Below are 21,354 nucleotides of genomic sequence, written 5' to 3' on the forward strand. Positions count from 1 at the left end.
ATATGATTGGTTTTATAAAAAGTCTGGTTAATAAATTAATGAATCCGTTTTTTAGCTGGATTTAAAACTTAAAAATCCATGCTATCCAAGAATGCCTTTGCCCGATCAGTTTGTGGCTTTTCAAAGAATTGGCTCCCCTTGGTTTGTTCCAGAATTTTACCATCTTCTAGAAACAAGACACGGTCGGCAATCTGCTGAGCAAAATTCATCTCATGCGTCACAACGATCATCGTCATATTGGAATCCTGTGCAAGCTTCGAAATAATGTTCAAGACACCACGCACCATTTCCGGATCAAGTGAAGCAGTGACTTCATCAAATAGCATTAATTCAGGATTTAATGCTAACGCCCGGACAATCGCAATTCGCTGTTTTTGACCACCTGATAATTGGCGCGGATAGACATTTTCATATTCTCGCAAGCCTACTTGATCTAGCAATTTCTCAGCACTAGCCTTCGCTGTGTCCCTGGATTGATGCTGCACTTTAACCGGCCCCAGCAAAATGTTATCAAGGACGGTTAAATTCGGAAATAAATCATAGCTTTGAAAGACCATGCCGATTTTTTGACGAATCTTTTGCCAATTCTTCTCTGTGGGCACAATCTTTTCACCATTAAAGGTGATGTCCCCCTGTTGATAGGGTTCTAGCCCATTCAAACAGCGAATCAGTGTACTCTTACCAGAACCAGAGGGCCCTAGTAAGGCCACCACTTCTCCTTCATTAACTGAGAAATTAATGTCGTGCAACACGTGACGCTTCTGATAAAATTTCTCTAAATGTTCAACTTTAACAATCTCTTTAGCCATTTGCCCGCTCCAATCTCTTCTTATCCATTCGTTTTGCCCACCATGACAGTGGGTAGTCGATTACAAAATACATCACGAAGATGATGCCATACACCCAAAAGACACCAGTAGGATATTTTTGATTATTTGCTTCGACAACTTGTTGCCCGACATTAATAACATCCATCACACTGATCAGCATCAGTAGCGAGGTTGTTTTTATCACACGAGTAACTAAGTTAATGGTGGCTGGTAATTCAAGTGAAACTGCTTGAGGAATCAGCACATAACGATAAAGCTGCCAGCGACTGAGGCCAATCGCCATACCAGACTCCCGTTGGTGCTTTGGTACTGAGATTAAAGCGCCACGGACGATATCACTCATTTCAGCGGCTGTCCACAACGCAAACACTAGTATTGCCACCTGATTGGCAGGTAGGTTAACACCCATCTGCTTTGGCAGAATGTAATAAAACAGGAAAAGCAGCACCACTGTAGGAATAATTCGGAAAAACTCCAAATATAAACGTAGTATAAATCGTAATAAGCGGTTGGGAAATGTTCTTAATACACCTAAAACAACGCCTAAAATCAAGCCCAATACTAAGGCAACCGCTGCAATTTCTACTGTAGTCCATAACCCGCCAAATAGACGAATGAGGTTACGGCCTTCGAACAAAACATTAATTCCCGAATGAGCCATAACGAACCCTCTTTTCCAAAATAGTGAGAATAATTGACAATGGAATCAAAATAATGGCATACCCAACAACTAGCATGAACAAATATTCGTTTGACCGGTAATACATACCAATCAAATCAAGAGCAGTATTGGTTAATTCCGGAATTGCAATCACTGTAAAAATCGACGTTTCCTTAATTAAAAAGATCATGTTTGCTGCTAAAGCCGGAACGCTCAGTGTAAAGCCCTGAGGGAAAACAACGTAACGGGCCAATTGCAATCGGGACAAACCAATCGCCTTACCGGTTTCAACTTGAGTTTTACTAACACCGTCAAAACCACCGTTGAATCCCTCGGCCATGTAACTGCCACCAAGAAAAATCAAACCAACGATTCCACACATTTCAGCATTTAGTTTGAACCCAAACACCGGAAACGCGTAATACAGAAAGAACAGCTGTACCAAAAGTGGTGTGTTCCGAGAAATCTCAACGTAGATGGCTGCTATCCTACCAAGAATAGGTACCCGGAAATACTTCAGCAAACTGCAGATCAGACCAACAATAATTGATCCAATGATGCCAATCAGCGACAGCCAAAGTGTTAGTACAAACCCCTTTTCAAAAAGTGGTAAACTTTGCTGGATAATTTGCCAGCTACTCATGTGATTTTGCCTCCTGACCTAAAATATTCATTTTAATTACTAACCTCTTTTAGAAAGCACTGCTTTGACAAATAAAAAAATCCCCATCAGTTAATTTCTAAACTGATAGGGACGATTGAATTCGCTATTCCACCCTGTAACGTGTGTGCTTTACGGCTCGTTTTCAAGCCTGAGACGGTAACGTGTCCTGACGATTTGCCATTGCGCAAATAAGTTTCTGAACAGGCGCACTTCCCTAAAACGCTAAGATCCCTTTTCATCAACTGGGACTTTCTTTTACATAGCAGATTAAGTACTCTTCCTGTTCGTAACCTCTAAAACAAGATTAAAATGTAATTAAAACAAATTCTAAATGACGTCATTTAACAAAAATGTCACCTTAGAAACGCGACATCTATCTCCCATGCGTCATCAACAAATCCCATGTTACCACACTTTTGAGAAATGGCAATGACTTTGCTTACTAAAGTTTAGGAATTTTGATTCTGAGAGAATAGTTAGTAAAATTCAAAAAAGACTTAATTGCTTTATTTAACAGCAATTAAGTCCCTCTTAGTGCGCATGATTTATCATCCGCATGACACAATGGTCAATAGCACCCATTAAGATTTTTTAGTTTTTCCATCCCAACGAGCATAACCAGTTTTTAAAATATAAATGTCTTGATAACCGTGCTTTTTAAGTAAAACTGCGGCACGAGAACTCATTGCCTTACCCTGATCATACAGGTACACAGGCAAATCTTTACGAATTCCCTGATAGTAAGCACGCATGGTCGAATAAGGAATATTACGGGCGCCAAGAATATGACCCGCGTCAAAGTCCTTTTTCTCCCTAACATCAATGACTTGTGCCTTACGCATACCTTCTCTAAAGGTTTCTTCGTCAATTAGAGATGCCGCCTGATTACGTTGATAGATACCATAAAGATACCAAAGCAAATAAGCAATCAGTAAAATGACCAGAATTATCGTATAAAGTTGCGATGTTGAAATTGCTGCAATAACCATCTGTCTCGTCCTTCCAAACTAATTATGCGCCTGCGTTTTCAAACCGAAGTGCTAATGATGAAGCACCAATAGCACCAGCATCATTACCAAGCTGAGCAAGTTTGATCCGAGTTGAATCGCGAACAGCAGGGAATGTGTTTTCTTGGAAGTAACGTGTGGTTGGTGATAATAATGTATTACCAGCTGCTGAAACGCCACCACCAATAATAATGTTAGCTGGGTTCAAAATATTAGCACAGTTGGCTAATGCCAAACCAAGGTAGAATGACACCCGGTCAACAATTCGGCTTGCCAAAATATCACCGTTGTCAGCCAAGTAAACAACCATCTTTGAAGTAACTTCTTCGTTGTTATCGAAAAGTTCCTTCAAACGTGACTTACCGGTAAATTCAGCTGCCATATCTTTAGCAACGTGCACAATGCCAGTTGCTGAAGAATATTGTTCAAGACAGCCGCGCTTGCCACAAGTACATAGATAGCCGTTAGGTTGAACTGTAATATGACCGAGTTCACCGGCACCACCATTAATACCATGTAATAATTGGCCACCGGCAATCACACCGCCACCAACACCAGTACCAAGTGTGACGAAAATCACGTCAGAATCCTTTTCACCGGCACCCTTCCAAAATTCACCAAGAGCAGCGACGTTTGCATCGTTTTCCAAAACGAGTTGCAAACCCACACCTTCTTGAATCTGATCACGCACACGTTGTGTGGTTGTCCAATTTAAGTTGTAGGCACCAATGACAGTACCGTTTTCAATATCAACAGCACCAGGTGTTCCCATTCCGATACCCATAAACTGATCCTTGGTATAGCCAGAGTCCGTCATTGTCTTCTTAAGAGAAGCAATAATATTTGGAACAATATGCTTACCGTTTTCGCTTACATCAGTTGGAATACTCCATTTTTGTAAGATATCGCCCTCTTGAGTGACGAATGCAATCTTAGTGGTTGTACCACCTAAATCAATACCAATCAAACTCTTTGCCATGAACTTGTGTCCTCCAGACTTATTTCGTGTTCTCACGCGTTTCTTCGAGACGGTGCTCGTGTGTCAAAACCAACTTAGCATGCGCAAACGTTTTATGATCAATCACATTAGCATCATGGAGATGATCCAATTCCAACGCCATGACTTCAATATCCCACAAGCGCTTACCTACATATACGTATATACCAAATTGTTTTAACAACTGTTGTACATCATAGAGCGTTTTCATTTCGACATCCTCCGAAATTTCACACAACTACTTTATTATTTTACAACGTTATACCGGAATAGTATAGCCCAATCATGATAAGAATGGCAACGATTACAGCTAAAATTCTTTTAACGTTACTAATTTTCCCAAGCTTCGGCACACCAACAATATAGCCTGCCAAAAAACCAATGACTAAACCACCAATATGTCCCTGAAGATCCGTGCCAGGGCTGAATAGACCAAAGGCTAAATTAAGCACGATGAACAGGACAAACGTCTTTGTCATCTGGCGGATGTAGGGATTCTCCCAAAAGGACTCCCCTAACATCAGAAAAGCGCCAAACAAACCAAAAATGGCGGTACTAGCACCGGCAGAAATTGAATTCGGATTAAAGGCAAAACTAGCTAAATTACCACCGATTCCGGATAGTAAGAAAATTGCCAAATAGCGCCAGTGTCCAAAAATAGCCTCAATTTGAATGCCAATAAAATACAGCGTCACCATGTTAAACAAAATATGCTCAAACCCCATGTGCAGGAAAACGGGCGTGATGAACCGCCACCACTGCCCTGCAAGAATCAAGGGATTATATTTAGCACCAAAATTAACCAGTACCTGAGCATTTTGACTGCCACCAGCCAACGTCATGGCACCGTACACCAGAAACATTACAACGATTAAACTAATAGTGATGTATGGTCCAGCTAACCAGCGTTTGAGTTGTTGCTGCATTATTTGCCCCCTTAGTGGCTCGTGATTACATGTTGGACAAGTACGTCAGTATCGACGACTTGCCAAGTTGGTTCTTTAAACATTTGAGCTTCAAATGCAAGGGTAACGGTTCGTCCTTGGTAATCGGCTAAAAAGCGGTCATAATAACCACCGCCAAAACCAAGACGTGCTCCCTTTTTAGTGAAACCTAGGCCAGGAACAACAATTAAGTCAATTTGATCTTTCGGTACTGCAGTGCCATTTTCTGGCTCCATAATACCAAAGTTGGATTCTTTCATCACCGTTTCGTCAGTCAACGGTAAAAAAATCATGCTACGATCAGTATTAAACGTTTTCGGAATCACGACCTCTTTACGAGCTTGCTTAGCGGCCTCAATGATGGGTTGCGTATCCAGCTCAAAACCCGTTGACAGCGTAATTGCAACTGTTTGACTGTGATTCCACTCTTCGGATTCAAATAATCGTTCATATAACGTTCCAGCTTGAAAATGACGGACATCATCAGGCATAGCGCTTAATGCTGCAATAATCTCTTCACGAACTGCTTTTTTTGTTGCCATCTGGTCGTTCCTCCTGTCTTAAATAAAAAAGGCGCAGGCTCATCGCCTATGCCTTTATTTTGTTTCTTTGTGTAACGTCACCTTGTGTTGACGTGGGCAATATTTCTTAAGCTCTACCCGGTCAGGATTGTTACGACGGTTTTTACTTGATAAGTAGTTTTGTTCGTGACATTCGGTACATTCTAATGTAATGTGTACGCGCATGGCTTGTGACCTCCCTACGTTTTTATGATTTGGCAAATAGCCTTAACTCGTAGTATTTTATCATTTATTCAAAGTAATTACCAGTCTAAATGTTATATTTGTTAAGTAAATTTACTTTACAGGCTAAATTCAAACTAACAGAAACCTAGTTTCCTGCTGTAGCAGTGTTGGTCGTCGTACTACCAGACTTCAAAGTCGATGTCGACTGAACAGAACTCCAGTAAGCCTGATAAATTGCCTTAGCCAGCTTCATGTTATTATCTTCAGCGTTGTAATCCAGGTTTGGCATTGCTAGTGCAACCACCACCTGTGGATGGGTCGAAGGTGCATAAGAAGCCAAACTTAAGGTAACCGTTTCAGTCCCCTTATAGAAGGTTTGTGCCGTCCCAGTTTTGGCTGAAATTTCTGGCTTGATCGTATCCAGTTCACCACCGGTCTTCCAAGTATTCGTCCCGTGAACAACGTCATAAAGTCCTTCAGTGACCAATTTACGTTGAGCAGGCGTCATGTCGATGTGATTAAGAACCGTTGGCGTAACTGAATCTTTAACTGCTCCTAAACCGCCATTTTTGTTAGTTCCACGAATAGCAGATAAAATATGCGGCTGAATACGATACCCACCGTTGGCAATGGTCGACATGTACTGAGCAACTTGAATCGTTGTATACGCATCGTAGTTACCAAAGGCCTCATCCAATGCATTACCAATATGAGCCTTAGAACTTGAACCTTGGATACCAGTTGTTTCACCCGGTAAATCGATCCCAGTTTTAATGCCGAGTCCAAATTGGTTAAAGTAGCCGCGCATTTTACTGAAAATGCTTGAATTCATGGTCAAGGCTGCACCTTCAGAATACTTAAACCCGGCTTCCTTCATTGCTAACTGCATCATATATGAGTTAGAAGAAACTTCCAGGGCAGTAGAAGCATTAACAGCCATATTTTGACCACCGTTTTTGTTGAACCATGATGCCTTCTTAGTTCCCCCAACGGTGATTGGCATATCAACCAAAGTATTGTTAGTTGGTGTTATGACCCCGTCCATCAAAGCGCCTGAGACCATGGCACCCTTAACCACCGACCCCATCGTGATGGAGTTATTGATGGCGCCTAACGCGTTGTTAGTAATTTTTTGCGTACTTGGATCACGGTCAACACCTGCCATACCGATGATACTCCCATTATTAGGATTCATCACAACGGCATAAGTCCCCGTTGAAACGCCACCAGCACCACTTTCAGCTTGCCGAACTAATGACTGCAATTTCTTTTGGAAGCCAGCATTAATGGTCAGTTGCAGATTATCACCTTTTTGACCGCCATAACGCTTAACTTCCTTCATGATCTTAGTCCCGGAAACCTCCACGTCAGTCTGGGATTTACTCCCTCTCAAAACGGGTTCATATTGCTCTTCAAGGTAAGATTGACCAACTGAGTCGTTTCTCGAGTAACCTTGAGCTAAGTACTGGTTAACCTTATTATCTGGTAATCCAATTTTCTCTGAAGAAACCGTACCTAAGATACTCTTCAGTGAACTCCCGTAAGGATAATCACGGGTCCAGCTGGTACCGACTTTTACACCCGGCATTTCTCCCAGATGTTCACCGACCTCAGCCAGCTCCTTACTGGTAACACCCGTTTCCTTAATATAGGTTGTTGATAACGAGTATGCCCCGCTCATCCGTGCGTAAATCATGGCATCATTCTTCTGCTGCTTGGTCAACTGAAAATCAGCAGGATGCGCATACAGATATTGAAGTTCCTTATCATAGGCATCCGACTGCGCCACATTTTTGATCCCGGGAATGTTTGCCTGGACCTGCTTTGCTCTTTTTGAGGAAGCTAAGAAATAATCAGCCCGATTCCGTCGAGTCAATGATCCAGTTGGCACAGTTAGGTATTTCCCTAAACGATTAGCGATCCGATACATATCGGGAGCCATAACATTGACTCCTTTAGTATAACTAATTGCTTGATGGGTTTTATTACCAACCAAAACACGACCAGTAGAATCAAAAATCATCCCCCGCTGAACGTTGTTTGTTTCTACAGTACTATCCGTTCGGCTGACTTCAGCTTTAAGCTGAGTGCCGTGGAGAATCTGTAAATATGCTAATTGTGCAATTAACGCCGCAAATAAGAGCCCTACAATAATGAATAAAAAATTCATTCGAAATGGAATTTGAGCTGTAGTTGAAGTCTTACTGCGAGACGTTCGGTGCTGAGTAACTCGACTAAAGAAATTTTTCAATGTCCTAAACGCTCCTTATCTAACTTCATTATTCTACCAGAATTTCAATAGTGAAACCATTAACACTGAACGGTTTTAAAACTTTTTATGATTTTGAATCTGCGCAATAAACTCATTCTTTTTAAGACCTGATTAATTGCGCTTGGTTTGCATTGTTTGTCAATCAACATACGGTATAATTAACTACATGCTGACTGCACTTCTTAACGTGACCAGAGGCCAAGGTGACTGATATTTAATCAAAAACGCGTTTCTTGATTAGCGAACTGTTACCATGATATATCAATACTTAGAATCATCCTCGTAAATGAATGATTATTTCACGAGGTAATCGGAGGTTTTTATTTTTGAAATTATTTGTTCAATGGGTGCGTCATCACGAAAAACAATCACTATTAATGTTGAGTTTCATCATCCCAGCTACTGTCATGGCCGCTTACTTTTGCTATCGCGGAATGGGACCCTTCGGTAACTCCACGTTACTGACAGTTGATCTTGGACAGCAATACGTGGATTTTTTCGCTTACTTCCGCCACACTTTACTCAGTCATCCCAGCGGCTTTTTCTACACCTTTCAAAAAGCGCTAGGCGGTGAAATGTTTGGGGTTTGGACTTATTACCTAATGAGTCCGTTCAATTTGATCCTACTCTTATTTCCCGACAAATCACTGCCAGCTGCCATCTTTTGGATTACGGTGCTTAAATATGGTGCTGCCGGATTAAGTTTTGCCTGGCTGTTAATGAAAACCAAAGTTCAAAACCATTTGCCTGTTTTGGCCTTCTCAACCAGCTATGCCTTAATGGGCTGGATGATTGCTAATCAGCTTAACCTAATGTGGCTGGATGCCGTCATTATTTTGCCGTTAATTGTCTGGGGCATCATCCAACTTGTTGATACAGGTAAAATCAGAACCTATGTTGGCTGGTTAGCGGCACTGATCATCATTAATTATTACATGGCTTATATGGTTTGCCTATTTGCTGGATTATTTTTCCTTTGGTACTGGCTGTCACAAACTCATTCAGGCAAGACCATTCGCGCTACTTTGTTCCGTTTTATTGGTGGATCGGTACTGGCTGCAGGCATCTCAGCTGTGACAATATTGCCGACCTGGTACTCTTTAGGAATCAGTAAAAACCAGTATACCCAAACAGACTGGTCAGCAAAATTTGAATACTTTCCACCTAAAATGTTAGCAAAGTTCTTTTTGGGTAGTTTTAATTTTAACCAGATGCCCAAGGGAACGCCAAATTTATTTATCGGTAGCATCATGGTTTTGGGAGCCATTTTCTACTTCCTGCAAAACAATCGTTCGCGCCGAACAAAATGGTTAGCTTTAGCAGTAACAGCTATTTTAGCCTTATCCCTGTGCTTTGAACCATTAGACCTGCTATGGCACGGCATGCAATTTCCAATTTGGTATCCTTATCGTTTCTCGTTTGTTGTCAGTTTTTGGCTCATTTGGTTGGCCGCTAATGCACTTCAGTCCGAGTTTACGCCAACCTTCAAACAGCTCGTTGTCCCGATTCTTCTGTGTACTGGGACCATCCTATACGTCTGGACCAACGTGACCCACTTTACTTTCTTGAACCAAAATCAGGTGCTGATTGGTACTCTACTGCTAGTTGCAGCATTCTGCTTAATCGCATTACCCAATAAGCAACCTTGGTTTTATCAAACGGCATTCGTCCTATTTGCCATCATTGAAATGACTAGTAGCGCTGCCGTCAGTTTGAATCGGATCAGTTATGTCACTAAACCTGAATTTCAGAATTATCAGCAGGTCTTATCTACACAATCGGCCAAAGTCACCAATCATGATGGTGGCTGGTACCGAATGACGCCAACTTTTATGCGAACCAAAAACGACCCGCTGTCTGGACAGTTCAATGGTGGTTCCGTCTTTTCTTCAACTCTGGAAAAAGACATGCCCACCTTCATGGGCGCCATGGGTAACCCGGATGGTGACGGTTTTGTCACTTACACCAACGGCACCCTTTTGAGCGATTCATTATTTAACATGAAATATGTGATTGATCGACAGACCAATTCAGGTACCTTAAGCACCAACATCGTCAATCCTGTTTCTACCCGTGCTGACCTAACCGATTATCAGCGTATTCATAAGGATGGTTTAATTTCAACGTATCAAAATCCCTATGCTTTACCGATCGGCTTTCTTGCTAGTAACAAAATCCAGACTTTAGATAACACAACAAAGGATCCAACCCAATACCAGGCCAATCTGTGGGCCAGTTTAACTGGGAATCCTCAAGACGAGCATCTATTTAGTGCTCAAAATTTCGATCATGTTATTTTCCAAAATGTGAAACAGCAAACCAAGTTAACTGGTGCTATTTTGCAAAAAAACAATTTGGTCAAACCCGGTGTCATCACCTTTAATTTCACACCTAAGACTAATAATGCCTACTACCTGACGTTAGGGTCAAATCTAAACGATGATAATGTCTCAATTAACTTAAACAATCATCCGCTGGCGCAATACCCTACCTTCCGCAACACGATCGTGGTCAACATTGCTGATCATCAAAAAGGTAAGCCAGTTAAGTTACAGCTCACATTAAAGAAGTCGACCTTGTGGTTGCAAAACTTTACTCTTTATCAATTTAACAATCCGCAATTCATTACTGGCCAGAAGAAGCTGGCGTCTAGTCCACTGAACATCACCCAGCACAGTCAAAGCAGCTTAACCGGTTCAATTAACGTTAAACCAAAAAATGCCACGCTAATGAACACCATTCCTTACAGCAAAGGCTGGCATGTCACAGTTGATGGCAAGACTGTTAAACCACTTAAAGTAGCTGGCATCTTCACTGCTTTAAAATTACAGCGTGGCCATCACATCATTCATTTTAAATACTGGCCACCAATGCTGAACACCGGCTTGATCATCACCTTGATCAGTCTTGGTATCTGTTGTTTCACGATTTACAAACAGCGACGAAATAACTAAATAAAACCCAAAATAAGGATAGCTGAATTATCATCACGATAACTCAGCTATCCTTATTTTTGTCCATATAACTATTCTATTGCAACTCACTATTTTCAACGTAATTGTACTTCGGACCATCAACGCTTGGGTCGTAATCGATAATGAGATCATACCCCTTAAAAAACCAGCGGTCATCTTCTTGAACAAAATAATTAACACCATCTTTTTTAGTAATGGCATATGGTTCTTCGGGATGATCATCCGGCGTCATGGCTAAAGAAAAACCTTCATGCACAGGTGTACTGCCGTAAACTTTACCATAAAACCGGATACCACGGCCATCCGATAAGCCCATTTCGTTATGAAACCATTTGCTTGCCTGATCAGTAATAATCATTTTCATGATGCGTGTCTCCTTCATTTGCAACAAATTGTTTGCGCTTTCATTCAATTCATTTATACCCTAGATTTCACAAAAGTGCAAGCCTTTGTCCTTGCCGTCATGAAGTGAACGGAAATAAATCGCGTGAGATTAACAAAAGAGCTATTCCTAAGTGGAATAGCTCTTTAAGACGTTCTTTTAAAAGTTTGTGAAATTATGAAGCACTTTCAACTTTTAAGATTTTTACTTTCATGTCGCCTGCAGGAATCGCAATGGTTATTTCCTGATCAACCTTGTGACCCAACAAAGCTTTTGCAATTGGAGAGTCATTAGAAATCTTACCCGCCATTGGATCAGCCTCAGCAGCACCAACGATGGTGTATGATTCGGGTTCTTCATCCGGCAATTCTTTGAAAGTGACTTTCTTGCCAACAGTCACTTCATCTTTAGCAGTATTATTATTATCGACCACATCAGCGTATTGCAACATATGTTCAATCGTCTTGATCCGGCTTTCAAGCATACTTTGTTCGTCCTTAGCGGATTCGTATTCAGAGTTTTCTGAAAGGTCACCGAAACTACGTGCAATTTGAATCCGGTTGATTACTTCCGGACGTTTGTTCATCTTTAAATCTTCTAATTCATTTTCCAACTTGACTTTACCATCGGCAGTCATTGGATACGATTTTTGTTCAGCCAAAATAGCACCTCATTACATTTTTATAGTTTACCGTCGCTTACAATAGCATGTGACAGTCTTTCACGCAAGTCTTAAATTTGAATATAATCACTAAATATTGGGGCGGCCGTTTTTCTTTTGCATCAAAATCGAGCGAATCTTAGTAGTCAGTACGTCAATGGCCACTTGGTTTTCGCCACCTTCTGGTACGATCAAGTCTGCGTACCGTTTAGTGGGTTCAACAAATTGATGATACATTGGTTTAACAGTGGTCAGATATTGCTTAATAATTCCGTCTAAATCGCGCTGACGTTCCTTAATATCACGTTCGATTCGACGAATGATTCGGATATCATCATCCGTATCAACAAACACTTTAATGTCCATTAAATCACGTAACCGTTCATCGTCCAAAATCAAAATACCTTCCAGAATAATAACGTCTTTGGGTTCTTGGTGAATGGTTTGTGCACTACGCGTGTACTGCGTGTAGTCGTACACTGGCTTTTCGATAGCATGATTATCGCGTAACTGTTTTAACTGTTCAATCAATAGGTCCGTGTCAAAGGCCAACGGATGGTCATAATTCACAGCTTTTCGTTCAGCCATGGGCATATTGGCTTGATCATTATAGTAAGCATCTTGCTGCAATATCATAATTGATTCGTTTTGTAACTGGTCGTAAATTGCGCGGCTGACAGTGGTTTTTCCACTGCTAGAACCACCGGTAACACCGATAATGACTGGTCTTGACTGTTGTACTGACATGTTTTAGTTGATCCCTTCAATATAAAATAACTAATTATTAACTTTGGACAGTGATGCCACCCGCTTATTATGCTGGGACAGCGTTTTTGAAAAGTAAATCTTACCCGTCTTTGTATTAGCGACAAAATAAAGGTAACCTTTGGATCGGTCAGATGGATTTAACACCGCCTGAATTGCTGACATACTTGGGTTGTTAAACGGTCCTGGACCATATCCAGCAAACTTGTAAAGGTTATAAGGTGAGTTAGATTGAAGATCTTTAGTAGAAAGATGCTGTTTATGATGACCAATCGCATATTCTACCGCTACGTCAGACTGAAGTGGCATCCCCTGATCGATTCGATTGAAAAAGACACCAGAAATTTGACGCCGATAAGACTGACTAACACCTTCGCGTTCAACTAGTGAAGCAAGTGTCAAGACTTGTTGAACAGATAACTTTTCTTTTTTGATTTTTTTGTAGTACGGTGTCAATTCTTCATTGGTGTGTGCCACCATTTGATTAACTAACGATTTTAACGACATTTTTTTATTCACAATATAAGTTGCAGGATAGAGATACCCTTCAAGGTGGTAACGAACATTTTTAGCTGCCATGGACGACGACAGCAGTGCTGGATACTGTTTCTCCAAGGTCTTCATGTAAGCTTGATCCTTCATGAGACTCAAAAACTCTGCTTTACTAAAATCAGTTGTGGAAGCAATCTTATCCGCAATATCCGCGATTCCTGCACCCTCAGTGACAAGCACTTTTCCCTTTGTGCTTTGAATCGGTTCACTAGTTCCGCCCTGCTGCAAGCGTTTAGCAACTTGGTTCAACGTCATAGAAGCATTTAGTTGGTAATAGCCAGCTCTAAAGTCAGAGTAGTTATGCGATTTTACGTAGTAGTTAAAAACCGAACCACTTTTAACAATCCTCTTGTCTTGTAAAATCGACCCAATCTGTTTACTAGAAGCCCCCATCGGGATATCAACCTGAACAACTTCCTGACTCTTAGGATCCAGTGGCTTTAGTGCCGACTGGAAGTAATTATAGAAAACGACGCCACTTATTATTAGTAATACCGCTAAAACACTGACGACTCCGGCAATGATTTTTTGTCCGGTCGACATTTTTTTCTTCCCCGGCCGTTTGGAAGCGGGCTGTTTGTCGTTATCCAAAGCATTTCCTCCGTTCCATTTTTCAATATCTGCCCCATTATACAAGATTTTAAGTGTCAATGCAGTAAAAAAATGGGGAACTTAAGAATTTTGAAATACTCTGATTTAAGGTTGGCTTACAGCAAAAAACGTTAGAACACCTTTCTAGGCAAGTTCTAGCGCTTTTTGAATCAGGACTGAGTCAACTATCTGATTTGTGCTCCCAGTTCGCTGGTCAGTGTCTTTTGAACCTTTTCAAAGGCTTGGTTAACTTCATCATCCGTTAACGTTGCGTTTGGATTTTGATACGTTAACGTATAAGCCAAAGACTGTTTGCCGCCTGGTAAGTTTTTACCATCATAAATATCAAACAGTTCAACCGATTTCAGGTAAGCCCCACCCTTTTTCTGGATTTGAGCGAGTACCTGAGCGTTAGTTACCGACTTATCAACCAATAAAGCAACGTCACGGGTAATCACCGGATACTTAGAAATTGGTTCAAACTGATCCATATCCTTTGGCATCTCAATCAGGGCATCCAAATCTAGTTCAAACACGTAGGTCTGGTTGATCTTATAAGTCTCAGCAATCGTGGGGTGAACTTCACCAATAAAACCAACGTAATGACCATGAATAGTGATGTCGGCCGTCCGCCCAGGATGCATTTCCGGATAACGATTCGTTGCAACAAACTCAACGTCGCCCTTAATGGCTAAGTTAGCTAAATACTGTTCAACGATCCCTTTTAATTGATAGAAATCGACGGCATTGTGCTTGGCGTTTTTCAGTGGATCAACAACTAATTGACCGCTGACTGCCCCAGCAATGTGTTCGTGTTCACTTGGCCGTACTTGATCGGCTGAATCCTTGTAGAAAACCCGACCTTGTTCGTACAGTGCCACATCTTTGACGCGACGAGCGTTATTGTAGGCCACATCATCCAGCAAACCGCTGATTAAATTCATCCGCAATGTTGTATGGTCAGCAGTCATTGGCCAGCTCAATGCTGTTTCAGCACTTTCGCGCATCATGAATTGATTTGCTTTTTCTTTAGTTGTCAATGCATAAGAAATCGCCTGGTTAAGACCTAACGCTTCCAGAACACGACGTGAATCACGAATCAACTTCTGCTTGTCAGTTAATGCACCAACCGTGGTTGGACCACTTGGCAATGTGGCTGGAATCTTGTCATAGCCATAAATTCTAGCAACTTCTTCCAGTAAGTCAGCAGGAATATGGATATCCCAACGGGTAGAAGGCACACTTACGGTATAAGTTTCACCGTCCACTTGAACGCCAAATCCTAATCGTTTGAAGATATCGGCAACTTGATCAAGGGTTAAATCAGTACCTAGTACGTGGTTCACACGTGACAAGGTCACCTTAACCACTGCATCTTTAACATCATAGCTTGAGCCAACAACAATACCGCTCAAGACATCCCCATCAGCAAGTTCGTGCATCATTTGGGCTGCTGCGTTAACAGCTTCCTCAACGCCACCACGGTCAACACCACGTTCAAAGTGCTGTGAGGCATCGGTGTGAAGATTTTGACGTTGTGCCGTTTTCCGAATCAAGGTTGGTGTGAAGACGGCTGATTCGATAGCAACCGTCGTCGTTTGGTCATCAATTTCGGAATTGAGACCACCCATGACACCTGCCAACGCGATTGGCTTTTGGTCATCCGCAATCACAATGTCTTTTTCGTTTAGTTCGTGCTCTGCTTCATCCAAAGTGGTAAGTTTTTCACCCTTTTGTGCATAGCGAGCTTTGATGGTTGATCCCGAAACTTTACCGTAATCAAAAGCGTGCAATGGTTGACCATACTTCAATAAGATATAGTTAGTTACATCAACCACGTTGTTGATTGGCCGCATGCCGGCATTCCACAATTTAATTTGTAGCCATGCTGGACTGGGTTTGATTTTGACATTTTCAACGATACGCATTTTATAAATGGGTGCCAGATCTTTGTCAACGTCGAGAGAAACCTTTTCAGAAGCTGGTGTGGCTGCTTCTTCGACTGTTGGATGGTTCAACTTGGGGGTCTGCGCATAAATCGCACCCAAATCTCGAGCAACACCGTAAACACTCAGCATATCTCCGCGGTTTGGTGTCACGTCAACATCAATCAGGTAATCATCCATCCCTAGATAAGGAAAAACGGATTCGCCAACTTTAGCATCATCAGGCAAGAAGTAAATGCCATCCGCCCATTCCTTAGGGATAACATCCTTTGAAAAACCAATTTCGTCAAGTGCACAGATCATACCGTTAGATACCACGCCACGCATCTTTGAACGCTTGATTTTGACATTGTCGCCAATTCGTGAGCCAGGTAGTGCAACGATGACTTTTTTATCTGCAGCAACGTTAGGCGCACCACAAACAATCTGAGACAGTTCGTCTTCTCCTATGTCAACACTGCAAACTTTCAAGTGATCTGAATCTGGATGCAATTCCATAGAGACGATTTTACCAACCACGATTTTCTTTAAGCCATCACTGGGTTGGGTCACTGAGTCAACTTCAACTGATGAACGTTCAATTTTTTCGGCTAAATCTTTAGGTGATACTTGGAGATCTAAATATTCTTGTAACCAACTGTAAGAGATTTTCATTTTGGCTGATTATCCTTTCTTTGAGAATTGGGTGAGGAAACGAACATCGTTTAAGTAGAAGTTTCTGATATCATCCACACCATATTTCAGCATTGCAAACCGATCTGGGCCAAGTCCAAACGCAAAACCACCGTAGACTTCGGCGTCCACACCAGCCATTTCAAGCACGTTTGGATGAACCATGCCGGCACCTAATACTTCGATCCAGCCTGTGTACTTGCAGACGGCACAACCTTTACCACCACAGTTAAAACAAGTGATGTCAGCTTCAACTGATGGCTCAGTAAATGGGAAATAACTCGGCCGCAAACGAATATCAAACCGGTCACCAAAGAGTTCGTGAGCAATCAGCTCCAACGTCCCCTTCAAATCAGCCATGGTGATATGCTTATCAATCACAATACCTTCTACCTGATGGAATTGATGTGAATGGGTCGGGTCATCAGTATCGCGACGATAAACAACACCTGGTGAGATCATCTTTAAAGGTCCCTGACTAAAATCGTGCTTTTCTAGCGTTCTGGCTTGCATTGGCGAAGTTTGGGTCCGCATGAGAATTTCTTTTGTAATGTAGAACGTATCTTGCATATCACGCGCTGGGTGATCTTTGGGCAAGTTCATCATTTCAAAGTTATATTTATCTTCTTCAACTTCAGGACCAGATAGAACTTGATAGCCCATACCAATGAACACGTCCTCAATCTGATCAATAATCTGTTGAATCACGTGGGGTTGGCCTTGAGCAACCGGCTTTCCTGGCAGCGTAACGTCGATTTTTTCGTGTTCGAGCTGTCGATTCAGCATTTCTTGCTTTAATTCATCTCGGCGAGTCTCAATGGCACTTTGCAGTTCATCTCTAACACTGTTAGCGAATTGACCAAAACTTGGCCGTTCGTCAGCAGGGAGATCACGCATACCCCGCAGAGCCTGCGTAATCGGACCTTTCTTACCTAATAATTCTACCCGTAGTGAGTCTAATTTTTTGAGATCAACTACGTCTTTGATATCTTCTTTCCGTTCTTGCCGGATTTTATCCAGCTGGTCTTTCAGTGTCATGTCTGATCCTCCTTAACAAAATAAAAAAGCTCCGCCCCTAATATAAAGGGACGAAGCTTTCGCGGTACCACCCTTGTTTACTTTAATAAAGTACACTCGGTAATTAGATAACGGTCATCAACCGGAAGATTTTTTGTTACCTGAGTAACGCCCAACCTCTGCTTAGAGAGTGAATTCATTCTTAACAAACTGCAAGCTTCCACCAAACACCCGCTTCTCTATGATTGCGTCAGAAATACTAATCTCTCGTCATTGCATTTGTTCAATTTACACAATCACTAGTTTACAGCGGTTGATGACATTGGTCAACCTCTGGTGTGGTTTGATTATCACACCATTTTTCCGACCAACCATGAATTGACCGCATCACGTTTGCTAAATCTTGACCTTTTTCTGTTAATGCATACTCAATCAATGCTGAGTCACAGTAGGTCTTCCGCATCACGATACCGTCACTTTCTAACTCTTTCAGACGTTCAACTAATACTCGATCTGAGCATTTGCTAACCTTATTGGCAATATCTTTAAACCGTTGTGGTCCTAGGTTTAATAAAACATCGATAATTAGGCCATTCCATTTTTTCCCTAAAACTGAAAACGTCCATTCAAACTTCGGACATAACTCGAAGTCAATGGCGTCTGTGGTCTTGTCTACGACTTGATCCATATAAGCACCCCTAATCTAATCCAACCTTATTTGTCTAATAAATTCAATACACGGTCAACATTACGTTTCCGCCAAGCCATAGCGCGTTTTTTCGTCGGTGATAAAAATTCCACAACAGCTTCCTTATCATCCACCAAACTAACAATAACGCTTTCGCGGTATTTTGGTAATGCAGCTGTTGCGCCCCACATATGCTTAAGAATAATATCTTTTTCCATGGGACTGAGTTCTGTTAATTTCTCTGCGTTTCGTAAAGCTACTCGTGGATGAATGAAGGCGTGAGAACCCAAGTTAAACTTGGTTGTTCGCCAATCATAGTAAAACAAATCGTGGAGCAAGCCCGCCCGTGCAGTCGCACGAACGTTCAAATGATGCTTTTTAGCAATTAAATAGCTATCGTAAGAAACGGAGATGGAATGATCTAACCGATTGGAGTGATGATGCTGGGTATAATTAGCCAACTTTTGAACTTCTGGCTTAGCCAACAAATCAGCCACTAAAGCAACGTATTCCGAGTCTTGGCGCCAATCATTTCGTGTCATACAACGCTTCCTTTACTTTTAGTAAGTTTATCTGGATACACTATACTTAATATACCATTATATTGCAAGCAAAATACACTAAAGACACGGATTTAAGCCAAATTTTGGTTTAATTTAAACATTAGGATCCCAGCTGCGACTGCAACGTTTAAGGACTCAGCCTGGCCTTTGATTGGAATGTAAAGGTTGGTGGTCGTTTGCGCCATCAGTTTCTCGGACATGCCCTGACCTTCATTACCTAAAATTAACCCAAATTCTGCTTGTGGTACTACCGTATGATAGTCCTTAGCCTCTTCATCGAGTGCAGAACCATAAACCGGAATGTCTCTAGCTTCTAATGCACTGACCCATTCTTCAAGGTTGCCATGGGTAATTTGAATGTGAAATTGACTACCCTGCATTGCGCGAACAACCTTTGGCGTATATTGGCTAGACGTGCCGTTACCAAACACCACACCTCTAAAGCCGGCTGCATCCGCTGTTCGTACCATCGTGCCAATGTTACCAGGATCTTGAATACGGTCTAACAAGAGCCATGCCCCAGTTGCTGTTTCAGGCTCAACGTGTTCCGCAGCCAAAATATCGAGCACGGCAAAAATCCCCTGTGGCGTGACTGTGTCAGATAGTTTTTTAGCAATCTCATCCGTAATTTCAAAGGTTTCGACATTTGCTGGAAATTGATGTTGATGAAGGTTTAACTGTTCAGCAGTTGCGATAATTTGAACCACTGGCTGTTCAGCAGTGATAGCATCGCCAACGATATGCCAGCCTTCCACCAAGTATTGATTGTATTTTTGATGTCCCTTCTTAGTGGTTAAATGCTGCCATTTTTTAACTTTTGCGTTTTGAGTTGATGTAATTTCTTCGATCATGAACTGCCTCTTCTTTCCGATTTTTGATACTATTATACATAGTATCACGATTAGGGGGTATAAGGATGAAATCAGTCACAATTTCAATTTACGGACGGGTCCAAGGTGTCGGCTTTCGTTGGACAACTGCTCATTTAGCTAACCGCATGCACATCGTCGGCTGGGTCAAAAACGAATCAGATGGATCAGTAACGGTTCGTGCACAAGCTGATGAAACCAGTCTGAACGCTTTTATCGAGGCCTTAAAGCGCTCACCAACACCGTATGCCAAAGTCAACAACGTGGAAGTAAGTCCTACCAATGTTGAAGACTTTAAGAAATTTACTATTACTGATTGAAAAACCCCTCCATATCAAGTAAGATTTATCTTGTTGTCATCTTTAGAGAACTTCGCTACTATATTATAATCATGAATTTGTTTAGAAGGGATTTGAGTAATAGTCAATGAAATCAAAAAAGCCTTTACAGTTAGGTCTCGTGGTGGCTGCACTGCTACCACTATTAAGCGGCTGTGTGCAACGAACCAAGAGCGGTAAACCATACGGAATCGTGTATGATTACCTTGCTGTTCCAGGACAACACATTATGGAGTGGTTAGCCAATATGTTAGGCCATTCATACGGTTGGGCCATTATTGTGGTGACCGTGGTCGTTCGAATGGTACTGTTACCACTGATGGTGAAACAATTACGTAGTTCAACGATTCAGCAAGAAAAGATTGCGGCTATCAAACCGCAAATGACCGAAATTCAAAAACGTCAAAAAGCGGCTACCACCACTGAAGAACAAAATGCCGCTGGGCAAGAAATGATGGCACTGTACCGGAATAATGGTATCAGTATGACTGGTGGCATCGGCTGCCTGCCTTTGCTGATTCAAATGCCAATCTTTGCAGGTCTGTACGCTGCTATCCAATACTCACCAGAACTATCATCATCGACTTTCATGGGTATTCCGCTTGGGAAATCCTCAATTTTACTGGCTATCCTTTCATTCTTAGTCTATCTGCTGCAAGGTTACCTCTCAATGATTGGTATGCCTGCTGACCAGAAAAAGACTATGCGGATGACCATGATTGCTAGTCCCGTCATGATCCTGTTCTTCACGATCTCAACGTCTGCTGGTTTAGGGCTCTACTTCTTCATTGGTGGAATCTTCGCCTGTGTTCAAACACTGATTATTAATTTATATCGGCCAAGAATTCGTCGTGAGATTGAAGCTGAGATGAAAAAGAATCCGCCTAAGGTTGTTAAACCCAGTCCGGTAGTCGCAACAGAAACTGCCGCAACTACTGGTACTAAACCAAAGATTCAACCAAGCACTGTTGCTCAGGATAATCGTAACCGAAACCGTAATGCAGGTAAACAACGGCACCATTAATAAACGTGCATTAAGAGAGTGTGCCACAACTTGGTAGCTTCCAGCATGTAACGTAAACAAGCCATTTCGACGTTTTTTGTCGGAGTGGCTTGTTTACGTTACATGGCCGAAATCTGAGTTGTAGAACAGGTTTAGACTAGATTAGCGTATTGCACAAAAGTAAATTTTAAGTTGTCCTTCAGTCAAGAAA

Annotated in this window: 22 protein-coding genes and 1 other annotated feature; of the genes, 3 read left to right on the plus strand and 19 right to left on the minus strand. The window is 41.8% G+C overall.

Features of this window, described 5'->3' with window-relative positions:
- Positions 1-68 precede the first annotated feature (68 nt).
- The 10 genes from AC6H04_RS11660 to AC6H04_RS11705 form a co-directional block, all read right to left on the minus strand.
- Complete coding sequence (locus AC6H04_RS11660) at positions 69-809, minus strand: amino acid ABC transporter ATP-binding protein (protein WP_497571834.1); 741 nt, start codon at positions 807-809, stop codon at positions 69-71.
- Complete coding sequence (locus AC6H04_RS11665; protein WP_497571835.1) at positions 802-1,491, minus strand: amino acid ABC transporter permease; 690 nt, start codon at positions 1,489-1,491, stop codon at positions 802-804. The genes AC6H04_RS11660 and AC6H04_RS11665 overlap by 8 nt, the downstream gene beginning before the upstream one ends.
- Positions 1,472-2,134 carry an amino acid ABC transporter permease gene (locus AC6H04_RS11670; RefSeq protein WP_497571836.1) on the minus strand — a complete coding sequence of 221 codons (663 nt, stop codon included), beginning with the start codon at positions 2,132-2,134 and terminating at the stop codon, positions 1,472-1,474. The genes AC6H04_RS11665 and AC6H04_RS11670 overlap by 20 nt, the downstream gene beginning before the upstream one ends.
- A gap of 602 nt (positions 2,135-2,736) precedes the next feature.
- Entirely contained in the window at positions 2,737-3,144 is a 408-nt protein-coding gene (locus AC6H04_RS11675) for a rhodanese-like domain-containing protein (protein ID WP_497571837.1), read from the minus strand.
- 22 nt (positions 3,145-3,166) lie between these two features.
- Positions 3,167-4,141 carry an ROK family glucokinase gene (locus tag AC6H04_RS11680; RefSeq protein ID WP_497571838.1) on the minus strand — a complete coding sequence of 325 codons (975 nt, stop codon included), beginning with the start codon at positions 4,139-4,141 and terminating at the stop codon, positions 3,167-3,169.
- A 19-nt stretch (positions 4,142-4,160) separates the two neighbouring features.
- The gene (locus tag AC6H04_RS11685) at positions 4,161-4,370 is read right to left on the minus strand and encodes a YqgQ family protein (protein ID WP_098824125.1); all 210 of its coding nucleotides are present in this window, start codon (positions 4,368-4,370) and stop codon (positions 4,161-4,163) included.
- A gap of 40 nt (positions 4,371-4,410) precedes the next feature.
- A complete protein-coding gene (locus tag AC6H04_RS11690; protein WP_497571839.1) occupies positions 4,411-5,085 on the minus strand; it encodes a rhomboid family intramembrane serine protease in 675 nt (224 codons plus the stop codon).
- 11 nt (positions 5,086-5,096) lie between these two features.
- A complete protein-coding gene (locus tag AC6H04_RS11695; protein WP_497571840.1) occupies positions 5,097-5,645 on the minus strand; it encodes a 5-formyltetrahydrofolate cyclo-ligase in 549 nt (182 codons plus the stop codon).
- Positions 5,646-5,699: 54 nt separating this feature from the next.
- Positions 5,700-5,849 carry a 50S ribosomal protein L33 gene (rpmG, locus tag AC6H04_RS11700; RefSeq protein WP_082593127.1) on the minus strand — a complete coding sequence of 50 codons (150 nt, stop codon included), beginning with the start codon at positions 5,847-5,849 and terminating at the stop codon, positions 5,700-5,702.
- A gap of 145 nt (positions 5,850-5,994) precedes the next feature.
- Positions 5,995-8,100, minus strand: coding sequence for a peptidoglycan D,D-transpeptidase FtsI family protein (locus AC6H04_RS11705; RefSeq protein WP_497571841.1), 2,106 nt, complete (start codon positions 8,098-8,100; stop codon positions 5,995-5,997).
- Positions 8,101-8,447: 347 nt separating this feature from the next.
- Between AC6H04_RS11705 and AC6H04_RS11710 the strand changes: the two genes are divergently transcribed.
- The gene (locus AC6H04_RS11710) at positions 8,448-11,075 is read left to right on the plus strand and encodes a YfhO family protein (RefSeq protein ID WP_497571842.1); all 2,628 of its coding nucleotides are present in this window, start codon (positions 8,448-8,450) and stop codon (positions 11,073-11,075) included.
- Between the two features lie 76 nt (positions 11,076-11,151).
- Here AC6H04_RS11710 and AC6H04_RS11715 read toward each other — a convergent pair whose 3' ends face one another.
- The 9 genes from AC6H04_RS11715 to AC6H04_RS11755 form a co-directional block, all read right to left on the minus strand.
- Positions 11,152-11,460 (minus strand): HesB/YadR/YfhF family protein, encoded by a 309-nt coding sequence (locus AC6H04_RS11715; protein WP_497571843.1) that lies wholly within the window; start codon positions 11,458-11,460, stop codon positions 11,152-11,154.
- Between the two features lie 193 nt (positions 11,461-11,653).
- Entirely contained in the window at positions 11,654-12,139 is a 486-nt protein-coding gene (gene greA / locus AC6H04_RS11720; RefSeq protein WP_497571844.1) for a transcription elongation factor GreA, read from the minus strand.
- Positions 12,140-12,229: 90 nt separating this feature from the next.
- Positions 12,230-12,886: a uridine kinase gene (gene udk / locus AC6H04_RS11725; protein ID WP_497571845.1), complete on the minus strand. Its 657-nt coding sequence runs from the start codon at positions 12,884-12,886 to the stop codon at positions 12,230-12,232.
- 30 nt (positions 12,887-12,916) lie between these two features.
- A complete protein-coding gene (gene mltG / locus AC6H04_RS11730) occupies positions 12,917-13,999 on the minus strand; it encodes an endolytic transglycosylase MltG (protein ID WP_497571856.1) in 1,083 nt (360 codons plus the stop codon).
- Between the two features lie 233 nt (positions 14,000-14,232).
- Positions 14,233-16,647, minus strand: a complete 2,415-nt coding sequence (gene pheT / locus AC6H04_RS11735) for a phenylalanine--tRNA ligase subunit beta (protein WP_497571846.1) — start codon at positions 16,645-16,647, stop codon at positions 14,233-14,235.
- A gap of 9 nt (positions 16,648-16,656) precedes the next feature.
- Positions 16,657-17,703, minus strand: coding sequence for a phenylalanine--tRNA ligase subunit alpha (gene pheS, locus AC6H04_RS11740; RefSeq protein WP_497571847.1), 1,047 nt, complete (start codon positions 17,701-17,703; stop codon positions 16,657-16,659).
- A 43-nt stretch (positions 17,704-17,746) separates the two neighbouring features.
- Positions 17,747-17,965, minus strand: a binding site (T-box leader).
- A gap of 21 nt (positions 17,966-17,986) precedes the next feature.
- On the minus strand, positions 17,987-18,370 hold the full coding sequence (locus AC6H04_RS11745) for a winged helix-turn-helix transcriptional regulator (RefSeq protein ID WP_497571848.1): 384 nt from the start codon (positions 18,368-18,370) through the stop codon (positions 17,987-17,989).
- Between the two features lie 26 nt (positions 18,371-18,396).
- A complete protein-coding gene (locus AC6H04_RS11750) occupies positions 18,397-18,912 on the minus strand; it encodes an HD domain-containing protein (protein WP_497571849.1) in 516 nt (171 codons plus the stop codon).
- A 92-nt stretch (positions 18,913-19,004) separates the two neighbouring features.
- A complete protein-coding gene (locus tag AC6H04_RS11755) occupies positions 19,005-19,781 on the minus strand; it encodes a TrmH family RNA methyltransferase (protein WP_497571857.1) in 777 nt (258 codons plus the stop codon).
- Between the two features lie 68 nt (positions 19,782-19,849).
- Here AC6H04_RS11755 and AC6H04_RS11760 point away from each other — a divergent pair, with 68 nt between their 5' ends.
- Both AC6H04_RS11760 and yidC read left to right on the plus strand, forming a co-directional pair.
- On the plus strand, positions 19,850-20,122 hold the full coding sequence (locus tag AC6H04_RS11760; RefSeq protein WP_497571850.1) for an acylphosphatase: 273 nt from the start codon (positions 19,850-19,852) through the stop codon (positions 20,120-20,122).
- Positions 20,123-20,228: 106 nt separating this feature from the next.
- Positions 20,229-21,164, plus strand: coding sequence for a membrane protein insertase YidC (yidC, locus tag AC6H04_RS11765; RefSeq protein WP_497571851.1), 936 nt, complete (start codon positions 20,229-20,231; stop codon positions 21,162-21,164).
- Positions 21,165-21,354 lie beyond the last annotated feature (190 nt).

The sequence above is a fragment of the Secundilactobacillus sp. MJ173 genome (genome assembly GCF_059704265.1).